Origin of the sequence: Chitinophaga eiseniae, from assembly GCF_012641265.1 — a bacterium.
Classification (GTDB): domain Bacteria; phylum Bacteroidota; class Bacteroidia; order Chitinophagales; family Chitinophagaceae; genus Chitinophaga; species Chitinophaga eiseniae_A.
This window is the reverse complement of the sequence record NZ_JABAHZ010000003.1, coordinates 79,545-93,536: the sequence shown is the minus strand read 5'-3', so window position 1 is coordinate 93,536 and position 13,992 is coordinate 79,545. Positions and strand designations below refer to the sequence as shown.

Sequence of the window (13,992 nt, the reverse complement as noted above, 5' to 3'; positions counted from 1 at the left end):
ATTTTAGTGTTTTTTTGGATAAATTGCTAAACTTAACCCGGTGAAAAATTTTTTCAGGGCATTAAAATTTAAGCCGGAATTATGGAGAATAATAAAAGCAATCCCCTATTTTTGCTGCTAGTTGTTAGCCCGGAGCCATAGTCGAACGAACGATAGTTATGCTAACAGTCGTCAGCTAATAGCAGGATAAGAAGAACCTAAATCAACACCTTATGGTAAACAATGCACAGAAAGCCGCCGTGCTGGAGGAAGTGATTGACTATGTCAATGCTTTGCCCTACGATGTGAGGGCAGAAGTAGTGGTAGGGGAATTGCTGGATAACTGTGTGCGGGAAGAAGAAGTGGTGGTACAGATGCAGAATGTATTTACCCGTTCGTTTACCACAGATATTACACAGGTAAAACTGGATGATAGTCAGCCTTATCAGCCGTTTATTAATTTAACCCTTTCCCGCGATGGTATCTACGACCGCCTGCCCCAGGGAATTTTTCATGAATTCAAGCAGGAGCCTTCTTCCCGGCAGATGGGGGTGGGAGAGATGGTGGCGCGTTATAAGCGGCAACAGCAGCAGCAGCAGCAGGCCCGTCGTTTTTTTCAGCCGCTGGAGAATGAATTTTTCCTGCAGCGGGTATACCTGGAACAGCGGGAGAAGCATTTGTTATTTGATGTATTTGGTAAAGATGCCGACCAGTTATTTCATGCCTTTTGGAACCTGCCGGCAGGATTACCGGATGTGGGCGCTAACAGGCTGGTAAAACTGTTGCCCTATGTGCATCGTATTGCTGGCAACAGGTCGCTGATAAAGCTATGCCTGGAGCAGATATTTGAAGAAACTGTGGATATCAGGATTGACCGGAATCCGCAACTGGTGGAAACGGGGAATGGCGTCCCCCTGGGAGAATGTGCCCTCGGCATAGATGCGATGGTAGGCACTTCCTGTTATATCGATATGCCTGTTATTACGGTGAGCATCGGGCCGGTTAAACGCCAACGGTTATACGATTACCTGCCCTGGCGACCTTATGGAAAGCTGCTGGAGGTATGTTACGGATACCTGTTTCCCGCCGATGCGGAAGTAAAAACTTTATTACTACCGCCCGCTGGCGAAAAAACGGTGGTCATGGCCGATAAGCAACCTGATCAGGGATTAATGGGTTATAATTTTTTTCTGTGAGCGATTGATTCATTATATTATGGAATTATATTTGCTGTTACCCGGCATCTGAAAAACCGAAAACATGTTAGTACCCAAACCCGAAAAACCTTGACATATCATCAGAGCTATGAGATACACTGCTAAGTTTTACATTATGCTGGCCGGCGTTATGGCCGTAGGATCTTTCATAGTGGCTTTGCTCAGCAGATACATTAAAAATTTCAGCCTTTATAAAAAGAAAGCACTGTTGTATTTAGTGTGTATGACGCTGGTATTTGCCGTTATCAGTTCCATCCCTTTCCTGTTTACCCATCAGAACCTGATGAATCAGTATCTCTTTTATGAAGTATGGTTCCTGGGACTGGGAGTTGTTCACTGTCACTTTATGTATACCCGTTTCTGGGCGAATGAAACCACGCTGATATCTGAACTGGCCTTTATTCTGGCTATCTGGTTGTTTGGCGGCGCCGGGTTTGTACTGGTCAACCGCTTCCTCGATAAGGACACCTTCCTGTATTATCCGATGCTTACCAGCATGTTTTCTTTTGTGCTTCCCACATTTGTATATAAAACTTTTGAGCGGATGATGGCTATCCCGGTAAAAGTGCATAAATGGTGGCAATACCCGATGTATAAGGAAGTGCCGGAAGTAAATGAGGATGAGATGCGTGACCTGATTGTAATCGGGCTGGAAATGGAGAAAGGGCTTAAGGATGGCACCCGTACTTATTTCCGTGCAAGAACACCGATTAAAATGGACCTGGGCGATTTATTTTATCACTTTATTAATGACTATAATGATCGTTATCCCAATACCCCCATTGATTTTGTAGATAACAACGGGCAGCCCTACGGATGGGTGTTTCACCTGAAGCCACGCTGGTTTGGCGGCGCTAAAACGCTCGACCCTCACAAGGCGGTATTTATGAATGGCATCAAGGAAAACAGTGTGATCATTTGTAATAGAATAATGTTATCCTAAAAGCAGTATTATGGCAGAACCGTTAAAGCATTTTCCCGTTAACTGGGTAGATGGCATGAAGATAAAGAAGCAGCATTTTATTGATACGGAAAATGCGCTGCTGGACCAGATCAGGGATGCGCTGGCCTGCGGCATTCATGCACTCAACTATGGCTTATTACCTCCCAAAGGTGAAAATAAAGAATCGCTGCGTTGCTGGTTTGTGAGCGACAACCAACAGCAGTGGCGCATCAAATTGACAGAATGCAGGGCGGTAACGCCCGGTGGAGGCAGGATTGAAGTACCTGAGCATACGGTACATTCCCTCAAGTACGCCACCACTTTCCCCGAAGCAACTTATACCTGGGACCCGCAGCATACAGAAAGTGCCTACTACGTACTCATGCAGGTGAACCCGTTTAACCGTCAGCCCAGCGGAGAACCGTTGCTGGAAGAAGATCCGCCAAGATTGCCGTATGCTACGCCGGAATATAGCCTATATGTAGCGCCCGCCTCCCAGTTGCCTTCCGGCCAGTTAGGCAGCTACCAGATGGTGCTGGCACGTATCAACGTAGTAGATGGCCGCCCGCTGATGGACGATGATTATATTCCGCCATGCAGCATTGTGAGCGCCCACCCATCGCTGATCGACCTGTATCACGAGCTGGATCAGTTCCTTGGACAAATGGAATTGTATGGCGTGCATATCGTGCAAAAAATTTATGGCAGGAACCAGAATAATGATTTGGCACTGGTAGTACTTTATACTACGGAGAAGATGGTACAGTTCCTCGGCACGCGTATTACCCAGTTCAGGTGGCTGGCCATGAACCAGCCGCCCGCACAAATGTTGGAAATCATTGCAGGACTGGCACGTACTATGAAAAATGCTATCGACCAACGTGCCGGCGCCGGCAAAGAAGAACTGCTCAATTATTTATCTGAATGGTGCGAACTCAGACAGGGAGAACTGGAAACCCTCATGATCAACTGCGCCAATATCCGTTATAAACACCTGGATGTACGCGAATGCCTGCAACCCATGATTCCTTTCGTTAGGGCAGTGAACAAACTCTTTGAAAGCTTGAGCAGACTGGATTATATCGGACGCAAGCAGGACAGCAATATTTTTGTGAAAGAAGAGTCACAGGAGGATTCCGAGTACCTGCGTAAACATAAAGCCAAGCGTTGGTTTTTTACCGACTAAGTATGCAAACCTTATGCGCATTTAGTTATATGATCATTTAGTAAAAGAATAATTCTGAAATATGCAAGTATTGAACAGGCAGGAAAGAAATGTTTCCTTTATTTGGTTCCTTTTGTTTTTTATCATCACCGTAGGCTTGTTTGTATTAGCCGTATTTTTTAATTACCAGGTGCCGGCCAGGGAAAATGCTGCGTTACGTAAGGAATTGACCGCTTTCCGGGAAGAACAGGCATTTCAGGCCACCTTCCTGCAAAAACTGGATAAGGTGAAGCATAATCTCGACTCTATTAACCTGCCCAATCAGAATGCCACGTATATGGACCAGATCATTGCCGCTTCCCTGGCCGATATGCGCAACTCTATCCCAAAAGAAGCGGTGACGCATTTTGGCCTGTATGATAATATTGTACAAAACTGCCTGTCACTGCAGCAAACCAAGCAACAGCTGCGGGAGCTACAGAATGCACAACAAAATATTGCAGGGTTAAAAGAACAGGTGGCGGATCTCAACAGGCAACTGGAAACCAAGAGCAGGGACCTGGATAACTGCCGCCAAATGATGTTGCTGAATAGCCGCGCACACTAACCGAAAAGACTATATTATCTTTTAGATATGAGCGTAAAAATTATTCGTTAGGACTCTTAATTATTGAAAATTTCATCCTATATTTGAGACTTATAAATTCATAAATAAATCTTAGGTATTTTTCTTTATTGTAACCTTAAAAATTAACCCAACATGTCCTTCAAAGCAAAATTTGAAACAGGCGGACAAGAGTACAACGTACAGCATGTCGCCTACGACCTCACACAGGAAACAGATGCTACCGGTCGCCCTTCAGCCATCACCCGTGGCGGACGCATTAAGCTGACAGTAGAATCTACCGGAAAAACAGATCTCTTCGAATGGATGGTGAACAACTTCGAAAGAAAAGATGGTTCCATCACTTTCTACAAAAGAGATACTGATTCCAAATTAAAAACCCTGGACTTTAAAGAGGGTTACCTGGTTAAGTTTGAAGAGTCTTTTGACTATGAAAACAAAAACCCAATGGTAATCTCCTTTACCATTTCTGCCCGTGAAATTAGCATGGGTAATGCAAAACATGTTAATGAGTGGGTATAATAACTCCTTACATTATGCAAAAGGGCCGTCTCTATCAGTAGAGACGGTCTTTTTTTAAAATGGCCGTTATTACTGCGATATATTCGCAGAGTTAATGAATGACCCACCAGATCCACCAAATGTACAGCGGCTGAAATAGTAAGCGACTCCACGTATACCAGGGCTTAGCAGGTAATCCACCAGGAGCAGGTAATTTTTTTACAGCCACCCGGATATTGGCCGGGAACATCGCGATTAGTAATATTATCAGGCCCCAACCTGCGTAATATTGGAAAGCAGGCATCAGCAAGCCTGCTCCCAGCAATATTTCCAGGATACCAGTGAATATTACCAGGGAGAGAGGAAAGGGCAACATACCCTCAATCATATATACCAGTTTTCGGGGACTTACGAGGTGTGCTACCCCAATCAGCACAAACATTACTGCCGCCGATATCCGTGCATCCGTCGATAGTGCCTGTAGCGATGAAATGCCCAGCAGGTGACCTGTCGCCCATAACAACAACATAATACTGCATAAACCAGAGAAAAATGCCATGCGTATAAATTTATAGAACAAAGGTCCGTACCTGGTTTGGTTATTACGCTAACAAATGTTAGTTAATCCGCTATTCCGTGGCACTTATATTTTTCCGGATACGGCTAAGACTCTCGGGCTCAATACCCAGGTAGGAAGCGATTTGTTTGATGGGAATATGTTGTATGACCTCCGGATGCTCCTGGAGTAGTTGTGCATATCTTTCCTGGGCAGAATATTGCAGGAAGGACAACTCCCGGTTGTACTTGCGGAGATATTGTTGTTCGGCTATAAGCCGGCCTATTCGCTCTGACTGATGAGATGCGTGATATAATTGGTGCAGATCGGCGTAATGAAAAGCATACCCCGTTACAGGCATAATGGCCTGTATATTTACCGCAGCGGGTTGCCGGGTAATAAAAGAGGCATAAGAGGCGCAGAACGATCCGGGAAACAAGAAATCCAGGCTGATTTCTTTCCCGTTGTGTAAGGTGTATACCCTCATAATACCCGTAGCAATGAAATAAATAGCCTGGGAGGTTTTACCGGCTTCAGAAAGTAGTTCCCCTGTTTTATAACTCACCGGCTGCAGGATGGCTTCAAAGGCATCCCAATCCTGGAGCGGCTCCTGGAGCAATGCCTGCAGCTGTTGTTTTATTTGTAGGGGATCTGTCATCTGTTAAGTCTTCCTGAGTTGTATGGACTGTACAAAGTGATGGTGACCTTTTTCCAGGATCAGGCTGGCCCGGTAGCGGGTAGGCGCAATATTCTGTTCCAGGTTAGGTTTATTGATATCTTCCCATATCTGGGTGGCCAGTTCCACGGTGGCAGTATCAGAGAGGTGGGCATAGCGGTGGAAAAACGATTCCGGGTTCTGAAAGGCGGTCCTGCGGAGCGATTCGAAGCGCGCGATATACCACTTACGGATATCTTTTTCTGCGGCATCTACATAGATGCTGAAGTCGAAGAAGTCGGATACGAAAACAGCCGGATCTTTTTGTTGTTGACGTGGACGTACCTGTAACACATTTACGCCTTCTACAATCACAATATCGGGTTGTTCTATCCACTGCAATTGCCCGGGTAATATATCATACTCCAGGTGGGAGTAAAGCGGCGCTGCTACCCTTTCCTTGCCGGACTTTACATCTGCCAGGAAGTGAATCAGCCGCTTGATATCATAGCTTTCGGGAAAGCCTTTACGGTTCATGATATTATTGGCGTCCAGTATTTTGTTGGGATACAGGAATCCATCAGTGGTTACCAGGTCCACCCGGGGGTGATTGGGCCAGGCTTGCAGCAGTTTTTGCAGTACCCTGGCGGTAGTACTTTTTCCTACGGCCACGCTACCTGCAATGCCAATGATATAGGGCACTTTATGTACCTGGCTGCTGAGAAAGTTGCTGGTAGCGGTATGCAGCTGTTGAGATCCGGTAACATATAAATTCAGGAGGTGCGCCAGCGGAAGATATACCTGTGTAATTTCTTCCTGGGTGAGTGGTTCGTTCATGCCATGGAGTGCTTCCAGGTCGTAGTCCTGTAATTGCAGCATAGCATCGCCGCTTCTTTCTGCCCATTCCTTACGGGAGAAGCTGATATAGGGAGTATAGCGGTCGCGTTTCAGAGAAGTGGTCATTACAAGTTTAGCTTTTAGCGACCCGTTGTTGAAATGTCAGCAGCGGGCCCCTATTGTTGTATATAAACGGTTTTAACGTTCAAAAATTCGTGTGTGCCTTCCAGTGAGAGCTCCCGGCCATAGCCCGATTGCTTAACGCCGCCGAAAGGCAGGCGGGCATCGGATCTGACCATGGCATTGATAAATACGTTACCGCTTTCTATCTGGGTAGCCAGGCGGGCGGCTTTGTCCAGGTCGCTGGTCCACAGGGCAGCACCCAGTCCAAAGTCTGTTTCATTGGCCAGCGCAATGGCTTCGGTTTCGTTGGCAGCCGGTATGATCACTGCCACAGGACCAAATGTTTCTTCTTTAAAAACGGTCATGTTGTTGGTCACCCCCGTTAGCAAGGTAGGCGCAAAGTTACAGCCTTCATGCGTGCCGCCCAACTCCAGTTGAGCGCCCTGCCGGATGCTTTCCTGCAGCTGTTTGTTCAGCTCATCGGCCAGGTCGGGGCGGGCCATAGGCCCCATTTGCGTGGTATCGAGGGTAGGATCGCCCTGGCGGAGATCCTGGAGAATACGCTTTACTTCGGCAGTGAAGGCGGGCACAATTTCTTCTTCCACAATCCACCGCTTGGCAGCTATACATGACTGACCAGCATTCTGCATACGGCCTTGTACAGCGGTTTTAGCGGCGGCTTCCAGGTCGGCGTCTTTCAGCACAATAAATGGATCGCTGCCACCCAGTTCCAGCACTGTTTTTTTGATATACTTTCCTGCCAGTGCCGCTACACTTTTGCCCGCCGGTGTGCTACCGGTAAGCGTTACACCCTGTACGCGGGGATCTGCAATAATGGGTTCTATATCTTTAGAAGATACCAGTAGCGATTGGAAAGTACCTTGCGGAAAATTACTGGTGGTGAATAATTTTTCAATGGCCAGCGCACAACCGCTTACGTTGCTGGCGTGTTTTAATAAACCGGTATTCCCTGCCAATATATTAGGAATGGCAAAGCGGAATACCTGCCAGTAAGGAAAATTCCAGGGCATAATGGCCAGCACAATTCCTTTGGGTTCATAAGATACATAGCTTTTATATGCGTCGGCGTGAATTGGTTTGGGCGCTAACATGCCGGCAATATTTTCTGCATAATATTCCGCTGATGCAGCACATTTCAATACTTCGGCCCTGGCCTCTTTCAGCGTTTTGCCCATCTCCTGTGTGATCAGGGCCGCATGCATATCCACATCATTTTTCAGGGAGGCGGCTACTTCCATCATCCACTGCCGGCGTTGTTCCAGTGGCACCTGTAATAATTCGCGGTAAGCCCGGTGTCCCGACGCTAATTTATTTTCTATCTCTGCCTGCGTATGCGCGGTATATACTGCAATGGTTTCCTGTGTAAACGGGTTGATGCTTGTAAACATGGCTTTAGCTTTTAGCCGTTATTGAATAGTCCTGCAAATTTACCGTTTTCCACTAAAAGCCAACTGCTAAAAGCTAAATGCTATCTTTGCAGCGTTTAAACCCAGCACAATTTTATGACGCTTAGCAGATGGAATATTTTAATAATGGCCCTTTGTACTGGCCTGATCGTAGCCAATATTTATTACAGCCAGCCCTTACTGGTACTGATGAGTGAGGAGTTTGGCGTAACGGAAAGTAATGCCGGACAAGTAACTTTCTTTACCCAGTTGGGATATGCCCTCGGATTGTTGTTTTGCGTACCCCTGGGCGATAAGCTGGAACGTAAATGGCAGATTGTGGTGATGACGCTGGCGGCCGTGGTGGCGTTGGTGGCTGCTGCCAAATCGGTTAACATCACCATGTTGAAAGTAACCGGACTGATGATAGGATTTACTTCGGTAGTACCTCAATTAATTTTGCCGCTGGCGGCCAACCTCTCAGACCCTGCGAGTCGCGGTAAAGTAATTGGTACCATCATGAGCGGCTTGCTGGTGGGTATTTTATTATCGCGTACGCTCAGTGGTATGGTAGGACACCACTTCGGTTGGAGAGCGATGTTCTGGATTGCTGCAGGCATTAGTGCTTTGCTGGCAGTGATCATGATTACCACTTTTCCGTCGAGTAAGCCCAATTTTACCGGTACTTACGGGCAATTGATGAAATCATTACTTACCCTGATCAAAGAACAACCGATGTTGAGGGAAGCATCAGCGATCAATGCCTGTTGCTTTGCGATGTTTGGTATGTTCTGGACAACGGTGGTATTTTTATTGTCGGCGCCACCATTTAAGTATACGAGTGAACAAATTGGTTTAATGGGACTGGCCGCCGCTGCGGGCGCCCTGGGCGCGCCGTTGGTAGGTAGAATTGCCGACAAAAAGAATCCGCGTATTGCGATCGGCTATGGCATTATTTTCCTGTTCCTCGGTTATTTTCTCTTTTATACATTTCAGGCCAACCTTATTGGCATCATCATCGGCATTGTGGCAATAGACCTCGGTTTACAAGGTATTCACGTATCTAATCAAACCCGGATTTACACCCTTTTACCGGAAGCGAGAAACCGTTTAAACACGGTGTTTATGACCACCAGTTTTATTGGCACCTCGCTGGGTTCCGGTATCGGGCTGTGGGTATGGTCGGTGGCACAATGGAATGGCGTATGTATAGCTGGTACGGGCCTCATTTCCATTGCGTTGATTATTTACCTGGCTACCTATAAAAAATCAGGCCGGGTGGTTAGCGTTTAATGCGGTTTAGCAGCACCACTACGATCAACAGGTAGCCCATCATACAAAACAAGGCGATTTTATAAGCAAAATAGAAATTCCCCGAAGTGCGTGCCAGGTACAGGAAAACACCGCCCAGTATACTGATGCCGAGGGCGGAGGAAACCTGCTGTATGGTAGAATACACGCCACTGGCGGCTCCTGCTTTGTCGGCTGGCATATCCCACATGGCTACCTTTAATAAAGAGGGCATCATCAGCCCAGAGCCAATGCCGTAGATGATCAGGCAGGGAAGAATATCCCAGGGCGTGATAAATTTCTCCTGGAATAATACCAGTTGACAAATAAAGGAGAGGATCATCAGCCCTGCTGCTACCTGTAACAGGCGGACACGGTACCTGGCGGCATTTTTAATAGACCATAGTGATGCCAGCAGGAATGCACCCGTTTGAAACACAAAATAATTGCCGGCAGTAAAAGGAGGAATGTTGAACCCACTTTGAAAAAAGATAGATACGGCAAATATGTAAGCGGTATTCACGCCGAAGAAAAATAATACACAAAGAACCGCGATGTTGAAGCTCCTGATCTTAAAAAGCGACAGCGGCACCAACGGATCTTTTTGTTGTTGGCCCAGCTTCCGCTGATATCCCACAAAAAATAGCAATAGCAGCAATGCCGCTACCAGCATGGCTTTGGTCCAGAGTGGCCAGCCCAGCTCTGTACCCTGGATAATAGGATATACCAGGAGAGATAAGGCAGCAGTGAGGATAAAGATGCCAGGAATATCGAAACGGGTGGATTTGTTTTGCTGTGATTCCGGTACAAAGTAAAACGCCAATACCATGGCAATCACGCCTACGGGCAGGTTTACGAGGAAGATAAGCCGCCAGCTGTCGGTAATGAGATGAGAGGAAATAAAATAGCCTCCCAGGAACTGACCCAGTGTGGCGCCGGTGCCCAATGCCATGCCGTACATGCCATAGGCTTTGTCCCTGTCGGTGGGCGACTGGAAGTTCAGTTGTATCAGGGTAATAGTTTGCGGTACTGTAAACGCAGCGGCTACGCCCTGCAGGAAGCGGGAAACAATGAGCATGGGCATAGATATCGCAAAACCACAGAGGGCGGAAGTGATTGTAAAAGCAGCCAGTCCGGCGATAAATACTTTCTTTTTGCCCAGGTAATCGCCGGTGCGACTGCCTGTAATCAGGAATACGGCGTACCCCAGCAGGTAAGAGGCTACCACCAGTTCCAGCGCAGCATCGGAGCTATTAAAATATGTTTTGATGGCTGGTGCGCTGATATTGACGATAAAGATGTCGACTACCGTGATCAGGGGAGCTAACAGGATGATGGCCAGCGACAGCCAGGGGCTGGTGCTATAGTTATTAATATATACAGACCGGTCTGTTTTCATGAAAGTAAAATTTTGTAGTGGTAAATAAAATGATGTTATAAGGTGGCCAGTAGTTTCTGTACGATGTTGATGGTGTCTTCCACCGGTTTAGGTGATTTCAGGAGATAGCCCTGTAAGCCGGCGCCTTCATAGAGGTTGTGCAGCATATCGGTCCATTCGGCCAGTGAGGCTTCCGGGAAGGGATCTTTGATCAACTGCAGCTGGCTGGAGATCAGCGCTTTGATAGTTTGATTGTGGGTATTGATTTGCAGCTGGGCATCTTCATTTAAGTGAGGCAGTTCATAGGCGATACGTATAAAGGCGCAGCCCCTGAATTGGTTTTCCTGCATGTGTTGCAGGCGATATTTGAACAGGCCTATTAGTCTTTCTTTGCCTGGCGCCAGTTGTTCCAGGTATTTCATCCGTTGATCATGGTTAGACACCCGGGTGTTTTGCAGGTAGGCGGTGAGCAGCGTTTCTTTGGAGGAGAAGTGCTGGTACAGGCTGGCTTTGGCAATACCGGCTTCTTCGATGATCTGGTTAATGCCGGTAGCCTGGTAGCCTTGCTGGTAAAACAGCTCCGCCGCCGTATGGAGAATTCTTTCTTTTGCGCCTTCTTTCATAGCCCAAAGGTAGGGTATTTGATATAAACAGACAAGTCTGTATATGTTTTTTCCTCCTGGTAAATAAAAAAGAGACCAGGCATCGCCTGGTCTCTTTTTTTAAATCGTATTTGCTAAATGCATTTAGGGAAAGTTCCTAAGCTACGGTGTAACCGGGGCTTATTAGTCAACTTTCGTAATCTTCAGCATATTAGTAGGCAAGTGTTCTTTAACAGGCGTACTACCGGTATTTACGCACACGTCGCCTGCTTTGATGAAGCCTCTTTCTTTCAGGATGTTGATCTGATCGAAAACGATATCATCGAGACTTTCTTCCTCTTCGTAGTAGAAGGCGCGTACACCCCAGCTGAGGCTCAACTGGTTTACGAGCGATCTTTCTTTGGTGAAGATATAGAGTGGGCTGCGTGGGCGGTAGCTGCTCAGCATAAAGCCAGTGTAGCCGCTCTGGGTCATACCGATGAGGGCATCTGCATCCAGGTCTTCCGCAATTTTACAGGCGTTGTAACACAGTGCATCGCTGAGGAAGGTAGGAGAGTGGCGGTGAGGGATCAGGTTACGGTTGTAGATGATCGCTTCTTTTTCCACTTCCTGGATGATTTTATTCATCGTTTGGATCACCAGTTCAGGGAACATACCGGTAGCTGTTTCGCCGCTGAGCATCACTGCGTCGGCGCCTTCCAGTACTGCGTTAGCTACGTCGGTGATTTCGCTACGGTTAGGACGGGTGCGGTCCATCATGCTTTCCATCATTTGTGTAGCCACAATAACGGGTTTTGCACGGTGAATACATTTGCGGATAATATCTTTCTGGATCATTGGGATCTGCTCTACTGGCAGTTCCACACCAAGGTCGCCACGGGCAATCATTACGCCATCACTTTCCCAGATGATTTCTTTTAAGTTCTGAATGGCTTCAGGCTTCTCAATTTTAGAAATGATCTTGATTTTAGAATTACGTGCTTCCAGGCGTTTGCGCAGATCGGCGAGATCTTTTACGCTTCTTACGAAGGACAGCGCTACCCAGTCGCAGTCCTGGTCGATAATGAATTCCAGGTCAATAATATCTTTTTCAGTCAGTGCAGGGAGGGAAATTTTGGTATCCGGGAGGTTGAAGCCTTTTTTAGAAGACAGTACACCAGGTAAGGAAACTTCGGCTTTGATTTCTCCGTTGGCAGTGATTTCTTTTACAATGGTTTCAATTTTACCATCATCCAGCAGGATTTTCTGGCCTTGCTTGAGATCTTTGTAAAGGTCGGGGTAGGAAACGTAGATTTTTTCCATATTACCCACCAGTTTCTCATTCACAAAGGTGAGGATATCTCCTTTTTTCAGCGGGAGGGCATTGTTTTCGATTTCACCCACGCGCAGTTTAGGACCTTGTAAGTCGGCCAGGATGGCTACGGTATAAGGTTCTGTTTTATTGATCTGGCGGATGTATTCAATAATCCGCAGTTTATCTTCATGCGAGCCATGTGAAAAGTTGAGACGGAAAACGTTAACACCGGCTTTTACTAAAGTCAGTAGTCCATCATAGGTATCACACGCAGGGCCAACAGTGGCCACAATTTTTGTTTTGTGCGAAGAGTGCTCTCTACCCGCAGCATTATCCATCTGCTTGTGATAGTATTTCGAAAGATCCTTTGTACTCATAAGTCTGATTTTTTAACTCGCAAGAATTTTAACAATCTTAAACCATTCAGGGTCGATTTCCTGTTTGGCTTTAACAGCTTTATCAAGAGGAGTGTAATGAATTCTGTCGTTTACTACGCCAATCATTACATTGTGAATGCCTTCCAGCAGGGCATCTACAGCTGCATAGCCCAGGCGGCTCGCCAGAATGCGATCTGTGCAGGTGGGAGCGCCGCCGCGTTGAATATGCCCGAGGATACTCACCCGGGTATCGAGTTGAGGACATCTCTCTTTAATGATGCGCCCAACTTCCTGTGCGCCGCCGGTTTCATCACCTTCGGCTACCACAATCAGGTTAACCAGTTTTCTGCGACGTTCGTTCGCCTGCAGTTCTTCAATAATGTCGTTTACTTCCGTTTTGCGTTCCGGCATCAATATGTGTTCCGCACCAGTGGATATACCGCTGTGTAATGCAATGTAACCGGCATCACGGCCCATTACTTCAATTACAAACAAACGGTCATGCGCATCTGCGGTGTCCCTGATTTTGTCTATTGCTTCTACTGCCGTATTTACAGCGGTATCAAATCCAATAGTCGAGTCAGTCCCTGCAATGTCCTTGTCAATAGTACCAGGCAAGCCTATACACGGAATGTCAAATTCCTGGCTGAACTTTTGCGCACCATTAAACGAGCCGTCACCACCTATTACTACCAGCCCGTCAATGTTGTGTTTCTTCAGATTTTCGTAAGCCATTTTTCGCCCTTCATATTCATAGAACTCTCTGCAGCGGGCGGTCTTCAATATCGTGCCCCCGCGCTGAATGATGTTAGCAACAGATTTCGATTCCATCGGGAAAATCTCGTTCTTCAACATTCCCCTATAGCCGTACATTATGCCGTACACATTCAGCTGATGATAAATGCCCGTTCTTACAACGGCACGAACTGCTGCGTTCATGCCAGGAGCATCTCCCCCGGATGTAAGGACTGCAATGTTGTTGAGTTTTTTCATATAAATTGCTAAAAAAATATCTTAAAGGCGCACAAAAATAACATTTTGCAA

General features: G+C 46.7%; 14 protein-coding genes. 6 read left to right on the top strand and 8 right to left on the bottom strand.

Going from position 1 to position 13,992, the window contains the following annotated elements:
- Positions 1-212 precede the first annotated feature (212 nt).
- From HGH91_RS14225 to tssD, 5 genes are all read left to right on the top strand, one after another.
- Positions 213-1,175, top strand: coding sequence for a hypothetical protein (locus HGH91_RS14225; RefSeq protein WP_168739193.1), 963 nt, complete (start codon positions 213-215; stop codon positions 1,173-1,175).
- A 109-nt stretch (positions 1,176-1,284) separates the two neighbouring features.
- Positions 1,285-2,139, top strand: a complete 855-nt coding sequence (locus HGH91_RS14220) for a TssN family type VI secretion system protein (protein WP_168739191.1) — start codon at positions 1,285-1,287, stop codon at positions 2,137-2,139.
- Positions 2,140-2,149: 10 nt separating this feature from the next.
- A complete protein-coding gene (locus HGH91_RS14215; protein WP_168739189.1) occupies positions 2,150-3,325 on the top strand; it encodes a hypothetical protein in 1,176 nt (391 codons plus the stop codon).
- Positions 3,326-3,386: 61 nt separating this feature from the next.
- Entirely contained in the window at positions 3,387-3,911 is a 525-nt protein-coding gene (gene tssO / locus HGH91_RS14210) for a type VI secretion system TssO (RefSeq protein WP_168739187.1), read from the top strand.
- Positions 3,912-4,064: 153 nt separating this feature from the next.
- A complete protein-coding gene (gene tssD, locus HGH91_RS14205; RefSeq protein ID WP_168739185.1) occupies positions 4,065-4,451 on the top strand; it encodes a type VI secretion system tube protein TssD in 387 nt (128 codons plus the stop codon).
- Between the two features lie 91 nt (positions 4,452-4,542).
- Here tssD and HGH91_RS14200 read toward each other — a convergent pair whose 3' ends face one another.
- The 4 genes from HGH91_RS14200 to HGH91_RS14185 all read right to left on the bottom strand — a co-directional run bounded on the left by HGH91_RS14200 (position 4,543) and on the right by HGH91_RS14185 (position 8,010).
- Positions 4,543-4,989 (bottom strand): DoxX family protein, encoded by a 447-nt coding sequence (locus HGH91_RS14200; RefSeq protein ID WP_168739183.1) that lies wholly within the window; start codon positions 4,987-4,989, stop codon positions 4,543-4,545.
- 70 nt (positions 4,990-5,059) lie between these two features.
- Entirely contained in the window at positions 5,060-5,644 is a 585-nt protein-coding gene (locus HGH91_RS14195) for a Crp/Fnr family transcriptional regulator (RefSeq protein ID WP_168739181.1), read from the bottom strand.
- 3 nt (positions 5,645-5,647) lie between these two features.
- Complete coding sequence (coaA, locus tag HGH91_RS14190; RefSeq protein ID WP_168739179.1) at positions 5,648-6,604, bottom strand: type I pantothenate kinase; 957 nt, start codon at positions 6,602-6,604, stop codon at positions 5,648-5,650.
- Positions 6,605-6,654: 50 nt separating this feature from the next.
- Complete coding sequence (locus HGH91_RS14185; RefSeq protein ID WP_168739177.1) at positions 6,655-8,010, bottom strand: NAD-dependent succinate-semialdehyde dehydrogenase; 1,356 nt, start codon at positions 8,008-8,010, stop codon at positions 6,655-6,657.
- 114 nt (positions 8,011-8,124) lie between these two features.
- Between HGH91_RS14185 and HGH91_RS14180 the strand changes: the two genes are divergently transcribed.
- The gene (locus tag HGH91_RS14180) at positions 8,125-9,300 is read left to right on the top strand and encodes an MFS transporter (RefSeq protein WP_168739175.1); all 1,176 of its coding nucleotides are present in this window, start codon (positions 8,125-8,127) and stop codon (positions 9,298-9,300) included.
- On the opposite strand, the gene HGH91_RS14175 is transcribed toward HGH91_RS14180, so the two are convergent.
- The 4 genes from HGH91_RS14175 to pfkA form a co-directional block, all read right to left on the bottom strand.
- A complete protein-coding gene (locus tag HGH91_RS14175; RefSeq protein ID WP_168739174.1) occupies positions 9,290-10,696 on the bottom strand; it encodes an MFS transporter in 1,407 nt (468 codons plus the stop codon). The two genes, HGH91_RS14180 and HGH91_RS14175, sit on opposite strands and share 11 nt — an antisense overlap.
- Before the next feature lie 35 nt (positions 10,697-10,731).
- A complete protein-coding gene (locus tag HGH91_RS14170) occupies positions 10,732-11,298 on the bottom strand; it encodes a TetR/AcrR family transcriptional regulator (protein WP_168739172.1) in 567 nt (188 codons plus the stop codon).
- 162 nt (positions 11,299-11,460) lie between these two features.
- Positions 11,461-12,948, bottom strand: coding sequence for a pyruvate kinase (gene pyk / locus HGH91_RS14165; protein WP_168739171.1), 1,488 nt, complete (start codon positions 12,946-12,948; stop codon positions 11,461-11,463).
- A gap of 12 nt (positions 12,949-12,960) precedes the next feature.
- Complete coding sequence (gene pfkA / locus HGH91_RS14160) at positions 12,961-13,941, bottom strand: 6-phosphofructokinase (protein WP_168739170.1); 981 nt, start codon at positions 13,939-13,941, stop codon at positions 12,961-12,963.
- Positions 13,942-13,992 lie beyond the last annotated feature (51 nt).

Excerpts from the sequence above, each read along its gene's own strand:
- HGH91_RS14215 (WP_168739189.1), top strand. The coding sequence starts at position 2,150 with ATGGCAGAACCGTTAAAGCATTTTCCCGTTAACTGGGTAGATGGCATG.
- HGH91_RS14170 (WP_168739172.1), bottom strand. The coding sequence starts at position 11,298 with ATGAAAGAAGGCGCAAAAGAAAGAATTCTCCATACGGCGGCGGAGCTG.
- tssD (WP_168739185.1), top strand. The coding sequence starts at position 4,065 with ATGTCCTTCAAAGCAAAATTTGAAACAGGCGGACAAGAGTACAACGTA.
- HGH91_RS14225 (WP_168739193.1), top strand. The coding sequence starts at position 213 with ATGGTAAACAATGCACAGAAAGCCGCCGTGCTGGAGGAAGTGATTGAC.
- HGH91_RS14185 (WP_168739177.1), bottom strand. The coding sequence starts at position 8,010 with ATGTTTACAAGCATCAACCCGTTTACACAGGAAACCATTGCAGTATAT.
- coaA (WP_168739179.1), bottom strand. The coding sequence starts at position 6,604 with ATGACCACTTCTCTGAAACGCGACCGCTATACTCCCTATATCAGCTTC.
- HGH91_RS14200 (WP_168739183.1), bottom strand. The coding sequence starts at position 4,989 with ATGGCATTTTTCTCTGGTTTATGCAGTATTATGTTGTTGTTATGGGCG.
- HGH91_RS14180 (WP_168739175.1), top strand. The coding sequence starts at position 8,125 with ATGACGCTTAGCAGATGGAATATTTTAATAATGGCCCTTTGTACTGGC.
- HGH91_RS14175 (WP_168739174.1), bottom strand. The coding sequence starts at position 10,696 with ATGAAAACAGACCGGTCTGTATATATTAATAACTATAGCACCAGCCCC.
- HGH91_RS14195 (WP_168739181.1), bottom strand. The coding sequence starts at position 5,644 with ATGACAGATCCCCTACAAATAAAACAACAGCTGCAGGCATTGCTCCAG.
- pyk (WP_168739171.1), bottom strand. The coding sequence starts at position 12,948 with ATGAGTACAAAGGATCTTTCGAAATACTATCACAAGCAGATGGATAAT.
- pfkA (WP_168739170.1), bottom strand. The coding sequence starts at position 13,941 with ATGAAAAAACTCAACAACATTGCAGTCCTTACATCCGGGGGAGATGCT.
- HGH91_RS14220 (WP_168739191.1), top strand. The coding sequence starts at position 1,285 with ATGAGATACACTGCTAAGTTTTACATTATGCTGGCCGGCGTTATGGCC.
- tssO (WP_168739187.1), top strand. The coding sequence starts at position 3,387 with ATGCAAGTATTGAACAGGCAGGAAAGAAATGTTTCCTTTATTTGGTTC.